Genomic DNA, 14034 nt, shown 5'->3' on the forward strand with positions numbered 1-14034 from the left:
AAGAACTCTTGAGCGAATTAGCTTCGCATGATCGAGGTGGATTCATACCCGTTGGAAACGAGGGGTATGCAACCAGAACCAAGTAATCAACTCTATGGCAGGGCGATTACCGGTGTCTATCTCCGCCTATCGTGCGTTCCGTCTCAGAGAATTACTCCGAGTCAGCCTGCTTTGCCTGCGCCTTCAAGGCCTCGGGCATTGCCCCGGCGACCGAGTTAGACACGGGCGTAGCATTCTTGGTGTCGATACGTTCACGACCCTTGCGACCACCGGAGCGGGACTGCTGAGATTCCTTGCGAGCTTCTGCCTTTCCGCGAAGCGGTGCAAGAACCATCACCATGTTGCGGCCGTCAACGCGGGGATTCGACTCGATCGAGCCAACCTCCGACAGATCGGCGGCCATGCGCTCCAGCAGACGCACACCCATCTCGGGGCGCTGCTGTTCACGACCACGGAACTGAATCATTGCCTTGACTTTGTCACCACCGGTGAGGAAGCGACGTGCGTGCCCCACCTTGGTTTCATAGTCATGGGTATCGATCTTCAGGCGGAAACGAATTTCCTTCAAAGAAGCATTAACCTGCTTCTTGCGGGATTCACGTGCTTTAACCGCGGCTTCGTACTTGTACTTGCCGAAGTCCATGAGCTTGCATACCGGCGGCTTCGCAGAGGGTGCAACCTCAACGAGGTCAAGATCGGATTCCTGCGCCAGACGCAATGCGTCTTCGACGCGGACGATGCCGACCTGTTCGCCACCGGGGCCGACGAGGCGGACTTCCGGAACGCGAATACGTTCATTGATGCGTGGATCGCTAATGAGTAGCTCCTGTTAGCTCAGTGGGTTTCCCCGTGAAAATGATATGAGCCCAACCAAGACATAAAAAATGCCTCCGTTGCGCACGCAAACGAAGGCTCTCCAGGGTAGAAACCCTATGAGGAGGTCCGAAGACCTTCTCAGCGACCCGTCGACCTGATCATATGGATGAATGCGGTCGATGCGGGTGGGAGTATGACTCCGCTTGCAGACTTTAACCTATTTTAGCGGATGTATTACCGGGCTTCAAGAGTTCTTATAGTTCAGTGATGTGTTTGACGATCCACAGCGAGGGCTAGAATCAAAGATATGACTGAACAGAACACCTTTCGTTTCAACGAAGAGACCGAGGGCTCCGCAACGGCGTCCTCTGACCAGCCCACCATCTCCACCGAGGATATCGGCGCGGTCAACCAGCAGATTCGTGACATCGCCGATGTTCCTGCGGTAGAGGTGATCACTACAGCCGCTGTACACCTGATGTCTGCCGCCGCCGTCAAGTGCGGACTCGCCGCTGAAGAAAACGCCGAGGAGCTGAAGGATCTGGATGAGGCTCGCAAACTCATCACCGCGCTGGCCGGCTTTGTCACCGCGGCAGCCCCCGAGATCGGTTCACAGCACGCGGCTCCACTGCGCGATGGTTTGCGCACTCTGCAACTGGCTTTCCGCGAAGCCTCGGTATACCCCGATCAGCCGGGTCAGGGACCCGGTGAAAAATTCACCGGCCCCGTGTACTAAAGCCTTCCCCGCATCTTATTGTCTACCGTCTACTAGAGAGACGATCTAAGCGGATTCCAAGGCTAGCTGGATGGAATCCACCAACTCTGAAAAGACGGTAGACGAAGCGAGGAACTGCTGAACTGCGCCCAGCACGCGGTTGAGCTGGTCTTGGGTGAGATCGGGAACCAGGGTGAGTACGATCTTCAGCTCAGGCCCGGGGCCGCCTCCTTGCAAGCGGCGTCCGTCGGCGGTTGAAGAAGCCACACCTTGACCCGACTCTCCCCTCACTGCCACCACTCCGTCCACCTCGGCGACGATACGGTGCAACTCGGCCTGCACCCGCTCGTTGCCGTAGGAGGGAATCCACTCGTCGGCGCGGGCTATCGCCCACACCGCTGGGCGACGAATGACGAACGTGAGATCCGCCCCGGGGTTGAGGACCATCAGCTGGTTCTCATCTTCCACCGCAGCCAAGGCCGCTTTACGCATATTCGCAGCCACCGGGCGTGCCTTGGGGTGCCACTGGGTGAGGTGCTCCACCGAAGTAAACACGGGAAGTGCCTTACGACCGTCCGGGGCCTGAATGCTGACCACAGCCATATCGGCCTCTTTATCGGAGACCAACCCCTCATCGGTGATCGTCGCGTTCGATACCTCTGCTACTACCGGCGTAAAAATGCGGGCGTCGCGCAAGGCGTCCACCAGCTCGGCCTCGCTCAGCGCGCCCTGCGCAAAATGCTCCAACGCCTGACTGACCGGCGGTTCGGTGGCACCATCATCTGCGGGGAACTGATGGGTATGGCTGGTTCCCTCCCCCAGGTTCCTCCCCGCCCACGGCTGGCCCGCGGTATCTGTGGCCCGCCCGGCACTGGCCAGCTGCGCTTGGATGTGTGCTGGAAGTTCGCGATGTTGCGAAGGCTTCGACGCTTCGTGCGCGTTATGAGGGTGTTTCGGGCTCATCAATACCTTCTCGTGCCAGGGATGTACTTAGCGGACGGGACGACCGGCGACTTCGAGCGCTTCTTCGAGAGTGAATTTACCCGCGTATAGCGCCTTGCCCATGATAGCCCCCTCGACCCCGTCGGGGACGAGCTGGGCGAGCGCCTTGATGTCGTCGAGGCTCGAGATGCCACCCGATGCAACGACGGGCTTGTCAGTGCGCCGCGCCACCTCTTTCAGAAGTTCCACGTTGGGGCCGGTCAGGGTGCCGTCTTTCGTGACGTCGGTGACCACATAGCGGGCGCAACCGTGCGACTCCAACCGCTCAAGAACCTCCCAGAGGTCCCCTCCCTCGCGCGTCCAACCGCGTGCGGCCAGGGTCGTGCCTCGCACGTCCAGACCGACCGCGATCTTCTCGCCGTACTGGCGGATTACGGATTCCGTCCACTCCGGGTTTTCGAGGGCGGCGGTGCCCAGGTTGACCCGCACCGGGTTGAGAGAGAGCGCGCGCTCCAACGATTCGTCGTCGCGAATGCCGCCGGAGAGCTCCACCTTGAGGCTGACTGCCTCCGTCACACGACGCATGACCTCGGTATTCTCCCCGCGGCCGAAGGCGGCGTCGAGATCCACCAGGTGCAACCACTCGGCCCCCGCGTTTTGCCAAGCCAGGGCGGCTTCGACCGGGTCACCGTAACCCGTCTCTGACCCTGCTTCGCCCTGCACCAGCCGAACGGCCTGACCGTTGGCGATGTCTACTGCCGGGAGCAGCTCGAGGTGATGTGTCATGGTCTTACTCCTTGAATCAATCAAAAGAAAACTGGGTTAGTACGCGAAGACCACGTAGAATCCGTAGCCAAAGAAGGCGATGGCTACCAGAGCCATCAGAGCCTGAACGAGTACCGGTAGTTTCTGTTGGCGAAAAGAGATCGCTCCGCCGAAGAGAAAGGCTCCGACGATCATGAGCAGCACGCCTGAGGTGGTGGGATCCATAGTTATCGGTTTCCTTCGAAATTGAGTCTTCCGGTTCTCGGCAACGTGGCCAACCAGTTGCGGAGCAACGCGATGCCGGCCCCACCCGATTTTTCGGGGTGAAACTGAGTGGCGCTCAGCGGCCCGTTTTCTACCGCGGCAATGAAACGCTGGCCGTGGTGGGCCCAGGTTACCTGCGGCGGGAACATCGCGTCGTTGTTCTGCTCGAATTCCCACTCTTGCACGGCGTAGGAATGCACGAAATAGAACCGCTCGTTTTCGATGCCCTCAAAGAGTAGAGACCCCTCCGGGGGTTCCACGCTGTTCCAGCCCATGTGCGGCACCACGTCGGCGCGCAACTTTTCGACGGTGCCCGGCCACTCTCCTATGCCGGCGGTGCGCACCCCGTGTTCGACGCCGTGTTCGAAGAAGATCTGGTGCCCGACACAGATACCGAGAACCGGGCGTCCGCCGGCGATGCGGCGGCCGATCATGCGCACGGCCTGTGCCGAGTTCAGTGCGTTCATCACCGCAGCGAAGGCTCCCACCCCCGGCACGACCAAACCGTCGGCGTCCATCACATCTTTTTCGGCGCGCGAGAGCAGGACGTTCGCCCCGGCATGTTCGAGGGCGCGCACCACCGACCGCACGTTGCCGCTACCGTAATCGAGAACCACCACCGCGGGCGGTTGAGTGTTCTGAAGTGGAGAGTGCGAATTCACCTACAGGGCGCCTTTCGTCGAGGGGATGTCATGATGGCGGGGGTCGGGCTCCACCGCTTCGCGCAAGGCTCGGGCCAGGGCCTTGAACTGAGCCTCGGCGATATGGTGGGGATCCCTACCGCTGGTGACCTCCATGTGCAGACAGATACCGGCGTGATAGGCAATGGCCTCGAGCACGTGGCGAACCATCGAACCGGTGAAGTGCCCACCGATGAGGTGGAATTCGAAACCTTCCGGCTCCCCCGTGTGCACGAGGTATGGACGGCCGGAAATATCGACTACACAGTGAGCCAGGGCCTCGTCGAGGGGGACGGTTGCCTGCCCAAAACGGCGAATCCCGGCCTTATCACCCAACGCCTGGCGGAGCGCCTCGCCGATCACGATCGCCGTGTCTTCCACGGTGTGATGAACGTCGATATGGGTGTCGCCGCTACAACGGATCGTCATATCGATCAGGGAGTGTTTAGACAGTGCGGTGAGCATGTGGTCGTAGAACGGCACGGATGTGTCGATGGTGGATTGCCCGGTGCCGTCCAGATTCAGTGCAACGCTCACCGAAGACTCGCTCGTGACTCGCTCTAGTGCGGCCTCTCGTGGCCCGATCCCAGTGCTTGAAGATGACATATTTCCTCACCGTGGAGTTACTGACCGAAAGTATGGGTTCTAGCCTAATGCAGAACTCAGAAGGGCAGAAACGTATCTCACGATGCAGAGGTCTGCAGATAGCGCTTCAGACTGGTCAAGAAGGCGGTGGTTTCTTCTTCAGTTCCGGCGGTGACCCGCAGGTGTCCCTGAATACCGTTGTCTCGAACCAACACACCGTCGTCGAGCAGGTGTTTCCACGCCGCCTGCTGGTCGGCCAACCCGCCGAAGAAGACAAAATTCGAATCGGAAACTGCCGGGGTGAGCCCCATCGCCTTCAGTTCGCGCACTATGCGATCGCGTTGGCGGCGAATGTCGTCGACATTGGCCAGCAGTTGTTGGCGATGCCGGAGTGCAGCGACGGCGGTTGCCTGGGTCACCGCCGAGAGGTGATACGGCAGCCGCACCAGACGGACGGCATCGGTGATGGCTGGCGCCGCCGCGAAGTACCCGAGCCGGGCACCCGCTAAAGCGAAAGCCTTACTCATCGTTCGGGTGATCACGAGATGGGGTCGTTGAGGCAAGAGCCTTAGGGCGGTCTTCTTGTGGTCCTGTGCGAACTCCGCGTACGCTTCGTCGACGATTGTAATGCCTCGATGCCGCATCATACCCTCATAGATTGCCTCGATCGTCTCGAGTTCCAGCCCCGTTCCCGTCGGGTTATTCGGGGAGCAGAGCACTACGATCTCCGGGCGATGATCTTCGATCTGTTGCACCGCTGACTCGGCGCTCAGCGTGAAATCCTCATCGCGAACACCTGCAATAAATTCGGTATTGGTTCCGCTAGCCAAGAGCGGGTACATCGAATATGTAGGCACGAAGCTCATCACGCTCCGTCCGGGACCGCCAAAGACTTGAAAGAGTTGTTGCAAGATCTCGTTGGAACCATTGGCTGCCCAGATATTTTCGGGGGTGAGCCCATGCCCCAGGTAGCGAGCCAATTCCTCGCGCAACACCTGGAATTCCCGATCAGGATAACGGTTGAGGGTGGTAGCCACCGAAGCTACCTCGCGGGTGATTGCCTGCACCACCTCGTCGGGCATCGGGTGAGTGTTCTCGTTGACATTGATGGTCACGGGCACGTCAATCATGGGCGCGCCGTACGGTGACCGACCTCGCAGGTCGTCTCGAAGGGGTAGATCCTCGAGGTTTATATCGTGCAGTCTTCTCGTTGTATCAGCCACACAGGCATTCTATCGAGCCACCGGCGTGAACGCTCTAGTGCTGGGCATAAACCGGCACTTGGAGCTCCTGCCCGCTATGAATAGCAACGGAATCAAGGTCATTGAGAACCATGATTTCGTTGACCACATTGCGGACATCCTCACCGGAACGGTGCTCTGAGGCAATATCCCACAGGCTCTGACCCGCTCGCACCTTGACTATTTGCGTAGCAGCAGCGGAAGAACCATCGTTGCCCGCCTTTGCCGTGGGCGGGTTGATCACCATGAGCGCGCCCAGCACCAACAGGGCGGCCAGGGTGAGTACAGGAAGACCACGGAAGACGAAGCGGCCCCGTCGTGTGAGTTTCATAGAAAACATGTGTATCCCCTAACCAGTGGTGAAGTTTCGAATGTCGAACACATTCTTCGAACCTGTGTTCGAACATCGTAGTTAATTTCTACCAGAACTTTCGAACATCGTCGATATGAATTAGAACAAATGTTTGGATTTTCCCCGGATATCCCTTAATCTGGTAACCAGACAACGGTTAACACGCAGATGTTTTCGAACACGTGATTAGTCTGCACGCCGGGTATGACAAAATAAGCCAATTTTTGAGGGGAACACCGTGAGCGCTCACACAAAGACAGGTGATTCAGGCGGCACTGGCCGCTCTCGCCGTCCACTCACGGCGCGTCAGCAGAAAATCCTGACGGCTATCGCCGAGGCCATCGAGAACCGCGGATACCCGCCTTCTATGCGTGAGATCGGTGACATCGTAGGATTAGCATCGCTTTCCTCAGTGACCCATCAGCTCTCTCGGCTCGAAGAGATGGGGTACATTCGTCGCGATCCCAAACGCCCCCGGGCCATCGAGGTGCTCGACGAACCGACCGCTCCGGCGGATGAACCTGAGTCTCAGGCCGCCGTCTTAAAACTGCCTCAGGTAGACCAATCCAGCGATGACTTCGCGGTTGTTCCGCTCGTAGGCCGCATCGCCGCCGGTGGCCCCATTACCGCTGAGCAATCGGTCGAAGACGTCATGACATTGCCGCGTCAGATCGTAGGCAACGGAGAGCTCTTCATGTTGCGCGTCAAGGGTGACTCCATGGTAGATGCCGCCATCTGCGATGGTGACTGGGTAGTTGTCCGCTCGCAAAACACCGCTAACAACGGCGATATTGTTGCGGCCCTGCTCGACGACGAAGCCACGGTCAAAACCTTCCGGCAACGCGACGGTCACACGTGGCTGCTACCGCAAAACACCCAGTACGAACCCATTCTCGGCGACCACGCAACGATTATGGGCAAGGTCGTTTCGGTGTTGCGTTCGCTCTAGGAGCCACGCAATCATCGCGTACCCCAGCGCAGTGCATCAGAGCCGCCGGTCATATTGACCGGCGGCTCTAGTTATATAAGGCTTCAGTGCACTACTCATCCTCGAGCGTGGCCGACAAACGCTGAAGGGCCCCCAGCACCACGTCAGTGCGTTGCGTGGTCCAAAAAGGCGGCATCGCCTTGACGATAAAGCTCCCGTACCGCTGGGTGGCAATGCGGGAATCCAACACCGCAACCACTCCACGATCTCCCACAGAGCGAATCAGACGCCCAGCTCCCTGCGCCATACGAATAGCCGCGTGATAGGCAGAAACCGCCATAAACCCGTTTCCGCCATTCTGGGCCACGGCCCGGGTGCGCGCCGCGGAGAGCGGGTCGTCAGGCCGTGGGAAAGGGATGCGATCCATCATCACGAGTCTGCAGGAATCTCCCGGAACGTCTACCCCCTGCCACAGACTCATGGTCCCGAACAGGCACGCGTCGCGATCTTCGGAAAACTCCTTGACCAGGGCCCGCAAAGACGATTCGCCCTGGACCAACACGTTGAAAGCAGTTTCTTCGCGCACATACTCAGCGGCCAATTCCGCCGCCCGCCGTGAAGAAAATAGTCCTAGGGCTCCCCCGTGGGAAGCGTTCACGAGCTCCACCACGCGTTCCAACTGTTCGCGTGAGATCCCCCGCCCCGGTTTGGGCAGGTCCGCTGCCAGATACAACACACCCTGCTTGGGATAGTCGAAGGGAGAACCGACGTCGATGCCTTCCCAAGGCGGGGCTCCTGAGCCCTGCAGACCCAACGCCCCGGCCGCGGCGTCGAAGGATTCCCCCACGGTCAACGTGGCGGAAGTCAAGATGACGGTACGGTCTTCGAAGAGGCCCTCGCGCAACCGCCCGGCCACCGAGAGCGGTGCCACGTGCAGGGTTGCCGGGTCGGAGTCGTCCGCGGCGACGTACCCTTTGCCGGGTTCCCACGATCCCTGGCGAGATACCCAAACCACCTCGTGCTTCTCGTCGGTGCCCAGAATCCGCTCCGCCAAATCCAATATTTCAGTCAATTTGGCGCGCGCCAGCTGACGGCCCGCGTCTGCGTCCTTGGCATCGGATTTGGTATCCGAGAGTGCCACGCGGGTGGCGTCTCGCACGGCCTCCATCGCCGAACGCACCTTCGGCGGCAGACCCTGAGGGAGCAACTCCGCCGGCACCCCATCGAGGCTGTTATCGAGCGCCCTGGCCGCCTGTTCTAACGGCTCGTGATTCGCGTTGGTGTTCTTGCGCACCGACCGCGCCGCCGTAGACACCATCAGCGGCGACAGCAACCCCGTGACGGCACCGGTCACTCGATCGGCCAGCTCGTGGGCCTCATCGATGATCGCAATCTCGTGTTCGGGCAACACGCCGATCCCCTCGAACGCGTTGATCGCAAGAAGCGCGTGGTTGGTGATCACGATGTCTGACTCGGCGGCTCGCTCGCGCGCCAGCTCGCTAAAGCATTCTTCGACCAGCGGACAACGTCGACCCAGGCATTCCGACGAGGTCACCGACACCTGGCGCCAGGCTTTATCGGAAACACCGGGCATCAATTCATCGCGGTCGCCCGAGTCGGTCGTCTCAGCCCACTTGCGCAACCGGACGATCTCCTCCCCGAGGCGCCCGGTCTGACCACCCGGTGCGATATCGAACAGGGCATCCTGGTCGTCTTCGGGATAGCCACCCTCGAGCTTGTGGAGGCACACATAGTTGTTGCGGCCTTTGAGGATCGCGACCTCGGTCTCCGCGACGGGTTCCCCCTCCAGAGACTCGAGCAATCGCGGGATATCACGATTGACGATCTGCGATTGCAGCGCCAGGGTAGCCGTCGCGACCACGATCGGTTTATCGCTGTGCTGGGCGTGTTCCAGCGCCGGCACCAGATACCCCAATGACTTACCCGTGCCCGTGCCCGCTTGAACGAGTAGATGCCTGTTCAGCTCGAGGGCCTGGGCCACGTGGGCAGCCATGGCGCGCTGTCCTGGACGGTTCTGCCCGCCGCTGGCGCTGACCGCGGCGTCCAAAAGGTGCAAGACGCTCTGTGCACCGGGCAGGGTTTCTAGTTCCCGCCCGGTGGGCGCCGTGAGTTCTTCCTCGGGGATGTTGCCGGCGTGGGTCTCACTCATGCGCGAGAGTTCTCCACAGCTCCAGAAGCGACCGCCGCGTCGATCTCCGGTTGCAGTACCTCGAGGAGATCGTCGTCCAGCTGGTATTGTGCCAGCTCCGCGGCGGCTTCCTCGCGAACCAGTGCGTGCACGTACGTGCCGTCGGAAACAAACGCGGTCTGCAGGATCTCGGCGTCCCACTCGTGCAGACGGGAGACCACCTCGCCGCGTTCATAGGGCACCAGCAACTGCACATCGACCGAGGGACGCGGGATCAGATCGGCGATGAGTTGTTTGAGCTCTTCGATGCCTTCCCCCGTGCGGGCCGACACGACCGCTGTCAGGCGTTCACGCTGGCGCACGCGTTCGATCACGAAGGGATCGGCGGCGTCTGCCTTGTTGAGCACGATCAACTCGGGCAGGTGCTGGGCTCCCACCTCGGTAAACACCTCGCGCACCGCCTTGATCTGCCCTTCCGGATCCGGGTGCGAGCCGTCCACGACGTGCACGATCAGATCGGCGTCGGCAACCTCCTCCAAGGTCGAGCGGAAAGCCTCGACCAATTGGGTCGGCAGCGAACGCACGAACCCCACGGTATCGGAGAGGGTGTACCCTACACCGTCAGGGGTCTGCGCCTTGCGCACCGTCGGGTCCAGCGTGGCGAAGAGGGCGTTTTCGACGAGGACGCCCGCATCGGTCAGGCGGTTCAGCAGCGAGGATTTGCCGGCGTTGGTATAACCGGCGATGGCTACCGAGGGCACGCGGTTACGGCGGCGGTTGAGACGCTTGGTTTCGCGTGCGGGGGCCATGGCGGCAATCTCGCGGCGAAGCTTGGCCATACGGGCACGCAGGCGGCGGCGGTCCATCTCGATCTTGGTTTCACCGGGACCGCGCGAACCGATACCTTCACCGGCGGCGGCGCGGCCACCGGCCTGACGGGAGAGCGACTCGCCCCAACCGCGCAGGCGCGGAAGCATGTATTCCAGTTGCGCCAGTTCGACCTGGGCCTTACCCTCACGAGATTTCGCGTGTTGAGCGAAGATATCGAGGATGAGTGCGGTGCGGTCGATGACCTTGACTTTCACGATGTCTTCCAAGGCGCGGCGTTGAGAAGGAGCCAGCTCGGAGTCGACGATGACGGTATCGGCGCCGGTGGAGGTGACGATGTCTTTGAGTTCGAGGGCCTTACCGGATCCGAGGAACGTTCCGGGGTCTGGCTTCATGCGACGCTGCACGATACCGTCGAGCACTTCCGATCCGGCGGTTTCTGCGAGCGCGGCCAATTCACGTAGCGAGTTCTCAGCCTCTTCGACGGTGCCTTCGGTCCAGAGTCCGGCCAGCACTACCCGTTCCAGACGGAGCTGACGGTACTCAACCTCGGTAACGTCTTCGAGCTCGGTCGAGAGCCCCGCGACACGGCGTAGGGCGCGACGATCGGCGAGATCCTCTTGGTCTCCGTCGTAGCTGGAGTGCTCTTCGATGTTGTCGGAGAGTTCGCGGGCACGTTCGTCGAGAACACCGTGGGATTGCTGTCCCACCCGCCCGAGAACACGGTCAACCGTTTCCCGCAGGAGTTCATCGCTGGGTGCGTTGCCGTTGGCGGCGGTTTCGTCGTGGGTGCTCATAGTTCCTTTCGAGAGGTTTCCCCTCATTTTATGCGTTCTGTCGCGAGAGCGTGAAGATGTTTTCTTACAGCAATCACTACCTGGTTCCCTCGGTGTTTTCGTGGCCACTCGGGGGATTCCCGTAAAGTTGTACCCATGGCCAACGAGCATTATTTTTCCGAGACCCCCGCAGGCGAGTTCACCCCGCGGCAGGTGAAGGTACGTATCGCCGGTGAGGACGTCACAGTGACCACCGGCCCGGGGATTTTCAGCCCGGCGGGCATCGATAAGGGCACGGCGATCCTCCTGGCTGAGGCCCCCGCTCCCGAGGGCGCCACGGTATTAGATATCGGTACCGGGTGGGGCCCGCTCACCCTGACGTTGGCCAAAGAACTACCGCAAGCGCGCGTCATCGGCGTCGAGGTCAATGAGCGATCGGCCCAGCTGACCCGCGACAACGCTACTGCCCTCGGGTTGGGCAACGTCGAGGTCTACTCCCCCGAGTCGGTTCCGGCCGATCTGAGCTTCGACACCATCTGGTCTAATCCTCCCATCCGTGTGGGTAAGGACGTTCTACACGGGATCCTGCGCACCTGGATGCCGCGTTTGGCTCCCGGTGGACGCGCCTACCTGGTGGTGCAGAAGAACCTCGGCTCCGATTCGTTGCAGAAGTGGCTGGCTCACGAACTCGAGTCGGCACATCCGGGCGAGTTCGAGGTGTCCCGGTACGCCACCAGCAAGAGCTTCCGCATCCTCGAAGTCGCCCGCGCCTAGATTCTCCGATCGGTGGCACGTTTCGTGCCAGCGTCGCGGCCCCGGTTCAGCTAACATCCCTCAACGCCAGACCCGAGCCAGTTAGCTGTACAGGGGCCGCTTCGCTGGGACTTGCCGGCCGCACCCGACTCACCGACGACGCGGCACGCCTCACGTCAGCTGGCACGGGTCTGGCGTTTAAGGGATGCTGACGCGAGGCGTGCCGCAGAGTCGGAATGAAGAAGGCCGCGGTACTGGTGCGAGGCCTGCCGCAAAGTCAGATGGGAATGAGTCGGCGGCGGTGCTAGTTGAGCACGACCTTACCCACCATGGTTGCCGGCCCCGCCAACACCACGTGTTCGAGTTCGTCGGGCCCCAGGACGAACGTCACGGCCAAGGTGCCGCCGGGCACGTGGACGAGCCACTCGTCCGGGGATTCTTCGCCGCCCCAAAAACGGGTCGCCGCGGCGGCGGCGCAGGCGCCGGTACCGCAGGAAAGGGTTTCGCCCACGCCCCGTTCGTGAACGCGGATGCGGATGGCCCCCACCGAATTCGTGCCGGTTTCTTCCATCGTGTCTTCGATCTCTTCGGGCACTACGAATTCCACGTTGGTTCCGTTCGGCGGAATGGGAGTGACGCTGGGCGCCACCTCCAGACCGAGGCCGTCGAGCTTGCCCTCGTTGCCCAGCATGACCACGGTGTGCGGGTTGCCCATGGAGATCGAGAGTGCGGGACGCTGAGTCTGAAGACCGCGTGCGGCCACCATCGAGTCGGAACCGTCTTCGCGGGCGGCGTCGCCGTGGATGAAGGACCACGGGCCCATGTCAATGGCGTACCCGTTCTCGGTGCGTCCGACGGTTTTGACTCCCGCCCGGGTACCGATCTGTACCCGTGCCCCTTCGGGAAGTTCGATGAGGCCCTCGGTCGTGAGGTATTCGACGAACGCGCGCACGCCGTTTCCGCACATCTCGGAGACCGAGCCGTCTGCATTTCGGTAGTCCATGAACCACTGCTCCGCCGGGGCGTCGGTACCGGGTTGAATCGCGGTCGACTTCGCGGCGCGGATGAACCCGTCTGCGCCGATGCCGAAATGGCGGTCGCAGACCGCGGCCACCAACTCGGGGTTGAGCTCCAGGCTGGCCTCGGGGTCGGTCACAAAAACGAAGTCGTTGCCGGTGCCGTGGCCCTTGGTCAGGGTCAGGCCGGCCAATTCGCCCCAAGCGGTTTCGGTGGTGCTCATGAATCCTCCCGAGCTATTTATTCCAGAAATCTACAGTTATTCTACGCGTCTGTGACCGCGCGGAGAGCGTGCGATAACGAGGCGGGGTCGGTGAAGTCGATCCAGCGTACCCGCTCATCGGCACTGAACCAGGTGATCTGACGCCGGGCGAACTGACGGGTGGCCACCACGGTGTCGGTGATCGCGTCGGCCACCGAGTACTCTTCCTGCAGTACACCGCGCTGGCTATCGAGCACCTTGAGAAACTCGCGGTAGCCGATGGCTCGTGAGGCGGTTTTCCCCTGGCGCAACCCTCGTGTCTCCAGCTCCGCCACCTCGTTGAGCAACCCGACTTCGGCCATCTTCACCACCCGCTGGTGAAGGCGCTCATGTAGCAGCTCGCGGGGCCCGTTGAGCCCGATCTGGATCGCCGGTTGCACGTACTGACGCACAGGCATGAACGAGGAGAAGGGGCGGCCCGTCACCTCTATGACTTCCAAGGCGCGCACCAGGCGTCGATCGTCGTTGACTCGTTGAGCGGACGCCGGGTCCAGCTCGGCGAGCCGGGCATGGAGCACGCCGCGTCCTCGTTCTTGCAACTCGGCCTCTAACCGCGCGCGCACGGCGGGATCGGTATCGGGAAATTCGAGGTGGTCCAGCGCCGCCCGGACATACAACCCAGATCCGCCCACGAGAATCGGATAGTTTCCGCGAGCGCGCACCTCGTCGAAGAGCTCTCGCGCCTGGCGTTGAAAGACCGCTACCGAGGCTTCGTCGGTGACGTCGAGAATATCGAGCAGGTGGTGCGGTACCCCGCCCATCTCGTCCTCGGCAAGCTTGGCGGTGCCGATGTCCATGCCGCGGTAGAACTGCATCGAATCAGCGTTAATACACTCCCCACCGAGGCGCTGGGCCAGTGCAATGGCCAGGTCCGACTTACCGGTACCCGTGGGGCCGACGACCGCGATGACCGGTTTCTGCCGTGCATCGGGTGCCACGGGCAAACTCGCTGTCATCACTG

The 14034-nt window shown here is 61.3% G+C and carries 15 protein-coding genes; 3 read left to right on the forward strand and 12 right to left on the reverse strand.

Annotated elements, in window-relative coordinates:
- Nucleotides 1-151: 151 nt before the first annotated feature.
- Nucleotides 152-817, reverse strand: a complete 666-nt coding sequence (gene infC / locus VVR12_RS08810; RefSeq protein ID WP_368551146.1) for a translation initiation factor IF-3 — start codon at nucleotides 815-817, stop codon at nucleotides 152-154.
- 306 nt (nucleotides 818-1123) lie between these two features.
- On the opposite strand from infC, the gene VVR12_RS08815 reads away from it, so the two are divergent.
- On the forward strand, nucleotides 1124-1552 hold the full coding sequence (locus VVR12_RS08815) for a DUF1844 domain-containing protein (protein ID WP_368550844.1): 429 nt from the start codon (nucleotides 1124-1126) through the stop codon (nucleotides 1550-1552).
- 45 nt (nucleotides 1553-1597) lie between these two features.
- On the opposite strand, the gene VVR12_RS08820 is transcribed toward VVR12_RS08815, so the two are convergent.
- From VVR12_RS08820 to VVR12_RS08850, 7 genes are all read right to left on the reverse strand, one after another.
- The gene (locus tag VVR12_RS08820) at nucleotides 1598-2494 is read right to left on the reverse strand and encodes an SseB family protein (protein ID WP_368550845.1); all 897 of its coding nucleotides are present in this window, start codon (nucleotides 2492-2494) and stop codon (nucleotides 1598-1600) included.
- Nucleotides 2495-2521: 27 nt separating this feature from the next.
- Nucleotides 2522-3259: a bifunctional 1-(5-phosphoribosyl)-5-((5-phosphoribosylamino)methylideneamino)imidazole-4-carboxamide isomerase/phosphoribosylanthranilate isomerase PriA gene (gene priA, locus VVR12_RS08825; protein ID WP_368550846.1), complete on the reverse strand. Its 738-nt coding sequence runs from the start codon at nucleotides 3257-3259 to the stop codon at nucleotides 2522-2524.
- Between the two features lie 36 nt (nucleotides 3260-3295).
- Entirely contained in the window at nucleotides 3296-3463 is a 168-nt protein-coding gene (locus tag VVR12_RS08830) for a hypothetical protein (protein WP_368550847.1), read from the reverse strand.
- Nucleotides 3464-3465: 2 nt separating this feature from the next.
- Nucleotides 3466-4164: an imidazole glycerol phosphate synthase subunit HisH gene (gene hisH, locus VVR12_RS08835; protein WP_368550848.1), complete on the reverse strand. Its 699-nt coding sequence runs from the start codon at nucleotides 4162-4164 to the stop codon at nucleotides 3466-3468.
- The gene (gene hisB, locus VVR12_RS08840; RefSeq protein ID WP_368550849.1) at nucleotides 4165-4788 is read right to left on the reverse strand and encodes an imidazoleglycerol-phosphate dehydratase HisB; all 624 of its coding nucleotides are present in this window, start codon (nucleotides 4786-4788) and stop codon (nucleotides 4165-4167) included.
- A 77-nt stretch (nucleotides 4789-4865) separates the two neighbouring features.
- Nucleotides 4866-5969, reverse strand: a complete 1104-nt coding sequence (locus VVR12_RS08845) for a histidinol-phosphate transaminase (protein ID WP_368551147.1) — start codon at nucleotides 5967-5969, stop codon at nucleotides 4866-4868.
- 55 nt (nucleotides 5970-6024) lie between these two features.
- On the reverse strand, nucleotides 6025-6348 hold the full coding sequence (locus VVR12_RS08850) for a LysM peptidoglycan-binding domain-containing protein (RefSeq protein ID WP_368550850.1): 324 nt from the start codon (nucleotides 6346-6348) through the stop codon (nucleotides 6025-6027).
- A 250-nt stretch (nucleotides 6349-6598) separates the two neighbouring features.
- Here VVR12_RS08850 and lexA point away from each other — a divergent pair, with 250 nt between their 5' ends.
- Complete coding sequence (gene lexA / locus VVR12_RS08855; protein WP_368550851.1) at nucleotides 6599-7309, forward strand: transcriptional repressor LexA; 711 nt, start codon at nucleotides 6599-6601, stop codon at nucleotides 7307-7309.
- A gap of 91 nt (nucleotides 7310-7400) precedes the next feature.
- Here the strand turns inward: lexA and VVR12_RS08860 are convergent, their stop codons facing one another.
- Together VVR12_RS08860 and hflX are read right to left on the reverse strand one after the other, a co-directional pair.
- Nucleotides 7401-9458 carry an ATP-dependent DNA helicase gene (locus VVR12_RS08860; RefSeq protein WP_368550852.1) on the reverse strand — a complete coding sequence of 686 codons (2058 nt, stop codon included), beginning with the start codon at nucleotides 9456-9458 and terminating at the stop codon, nucleotides 7401-7403.
- Nucleotides 9455-11062: a GTPase HflX gene (hflX, locus tag VVR12_RS08865; protein ID WP_368550853.1), complete on the reverse strand. Its 1608-nt coding sequence runs from the start codon at nucleotides 11060-11062 to the stop codon at nucleotides 9455-9457. The genes VVR12_RS08860 and hflX overlap by 4 nt, the downstream gene beginning before the upstream one ends.
- A gap of 135 nt (nucleotides 11063-11197) precedes the next feature.
- Here hflX and VVR12_RS08870 point away from each other — a divergent pair, with 135 nt between their 5' ends.
- Nucleotides 11198-11815 carry a class I SAM-dependent methyltransferase gene (locus tag VVR12_RS08870; protein WP_368550854.1) on the forward strand — a complete coding sequence of 206 codons (618 nt, stop codon included), beginning with the start codon at nucleotides 11198-11200 and terminating at the stop codon, nucleotides 11813-11815.
- A 283-nt stretch (nucleotides 11816-12098) separates the two neighbouring features.
- Here VVR12_RS08870 and dapF read toward each other — a convergent pair whose 3' ends face one another.
- Both dapF and miaA read right to left on the reverse strand, forming a co-directional pair.
- Nucleotides 12099-13034 (reverse strand): diaminopimelate epimerase, encoded by a 936-nt coding sequence (dapF, locus tag VVR12_RS08875; protein ID WP_368550855.1) that lies wholly within the window; start codon nucleotides 13032-13034, stop codon nucleotides 12099-12101.
- Nucleotides 13035-13075: 41 nt separating this feature from the next.
- On the reverse strand, nucleotides 13076-14029 hold the full coding sequence (gene miaA, locus VVR12_RS08880; RefSeq protein WP_368550856.1) for a tRNA (adenosine(37)-N6)-dimethylallyltransferase MiaA: 954 nt from the start codon (nucleotides 14027-14029) through the stop codon (nucleotides 13076-13078).
- Between the last annotated feature and the right edge of the window lie 5 nt (nucleotides 14030-14034).

It is taken from the genome of Rothia sp. LK2588 (assembly GCF_040946465.1).
Taxonomy (GTDB): Bacteria; Actinomycetota; Actinomycetes; order Actinomycetales; family Micrococcaceae; genus Rothia.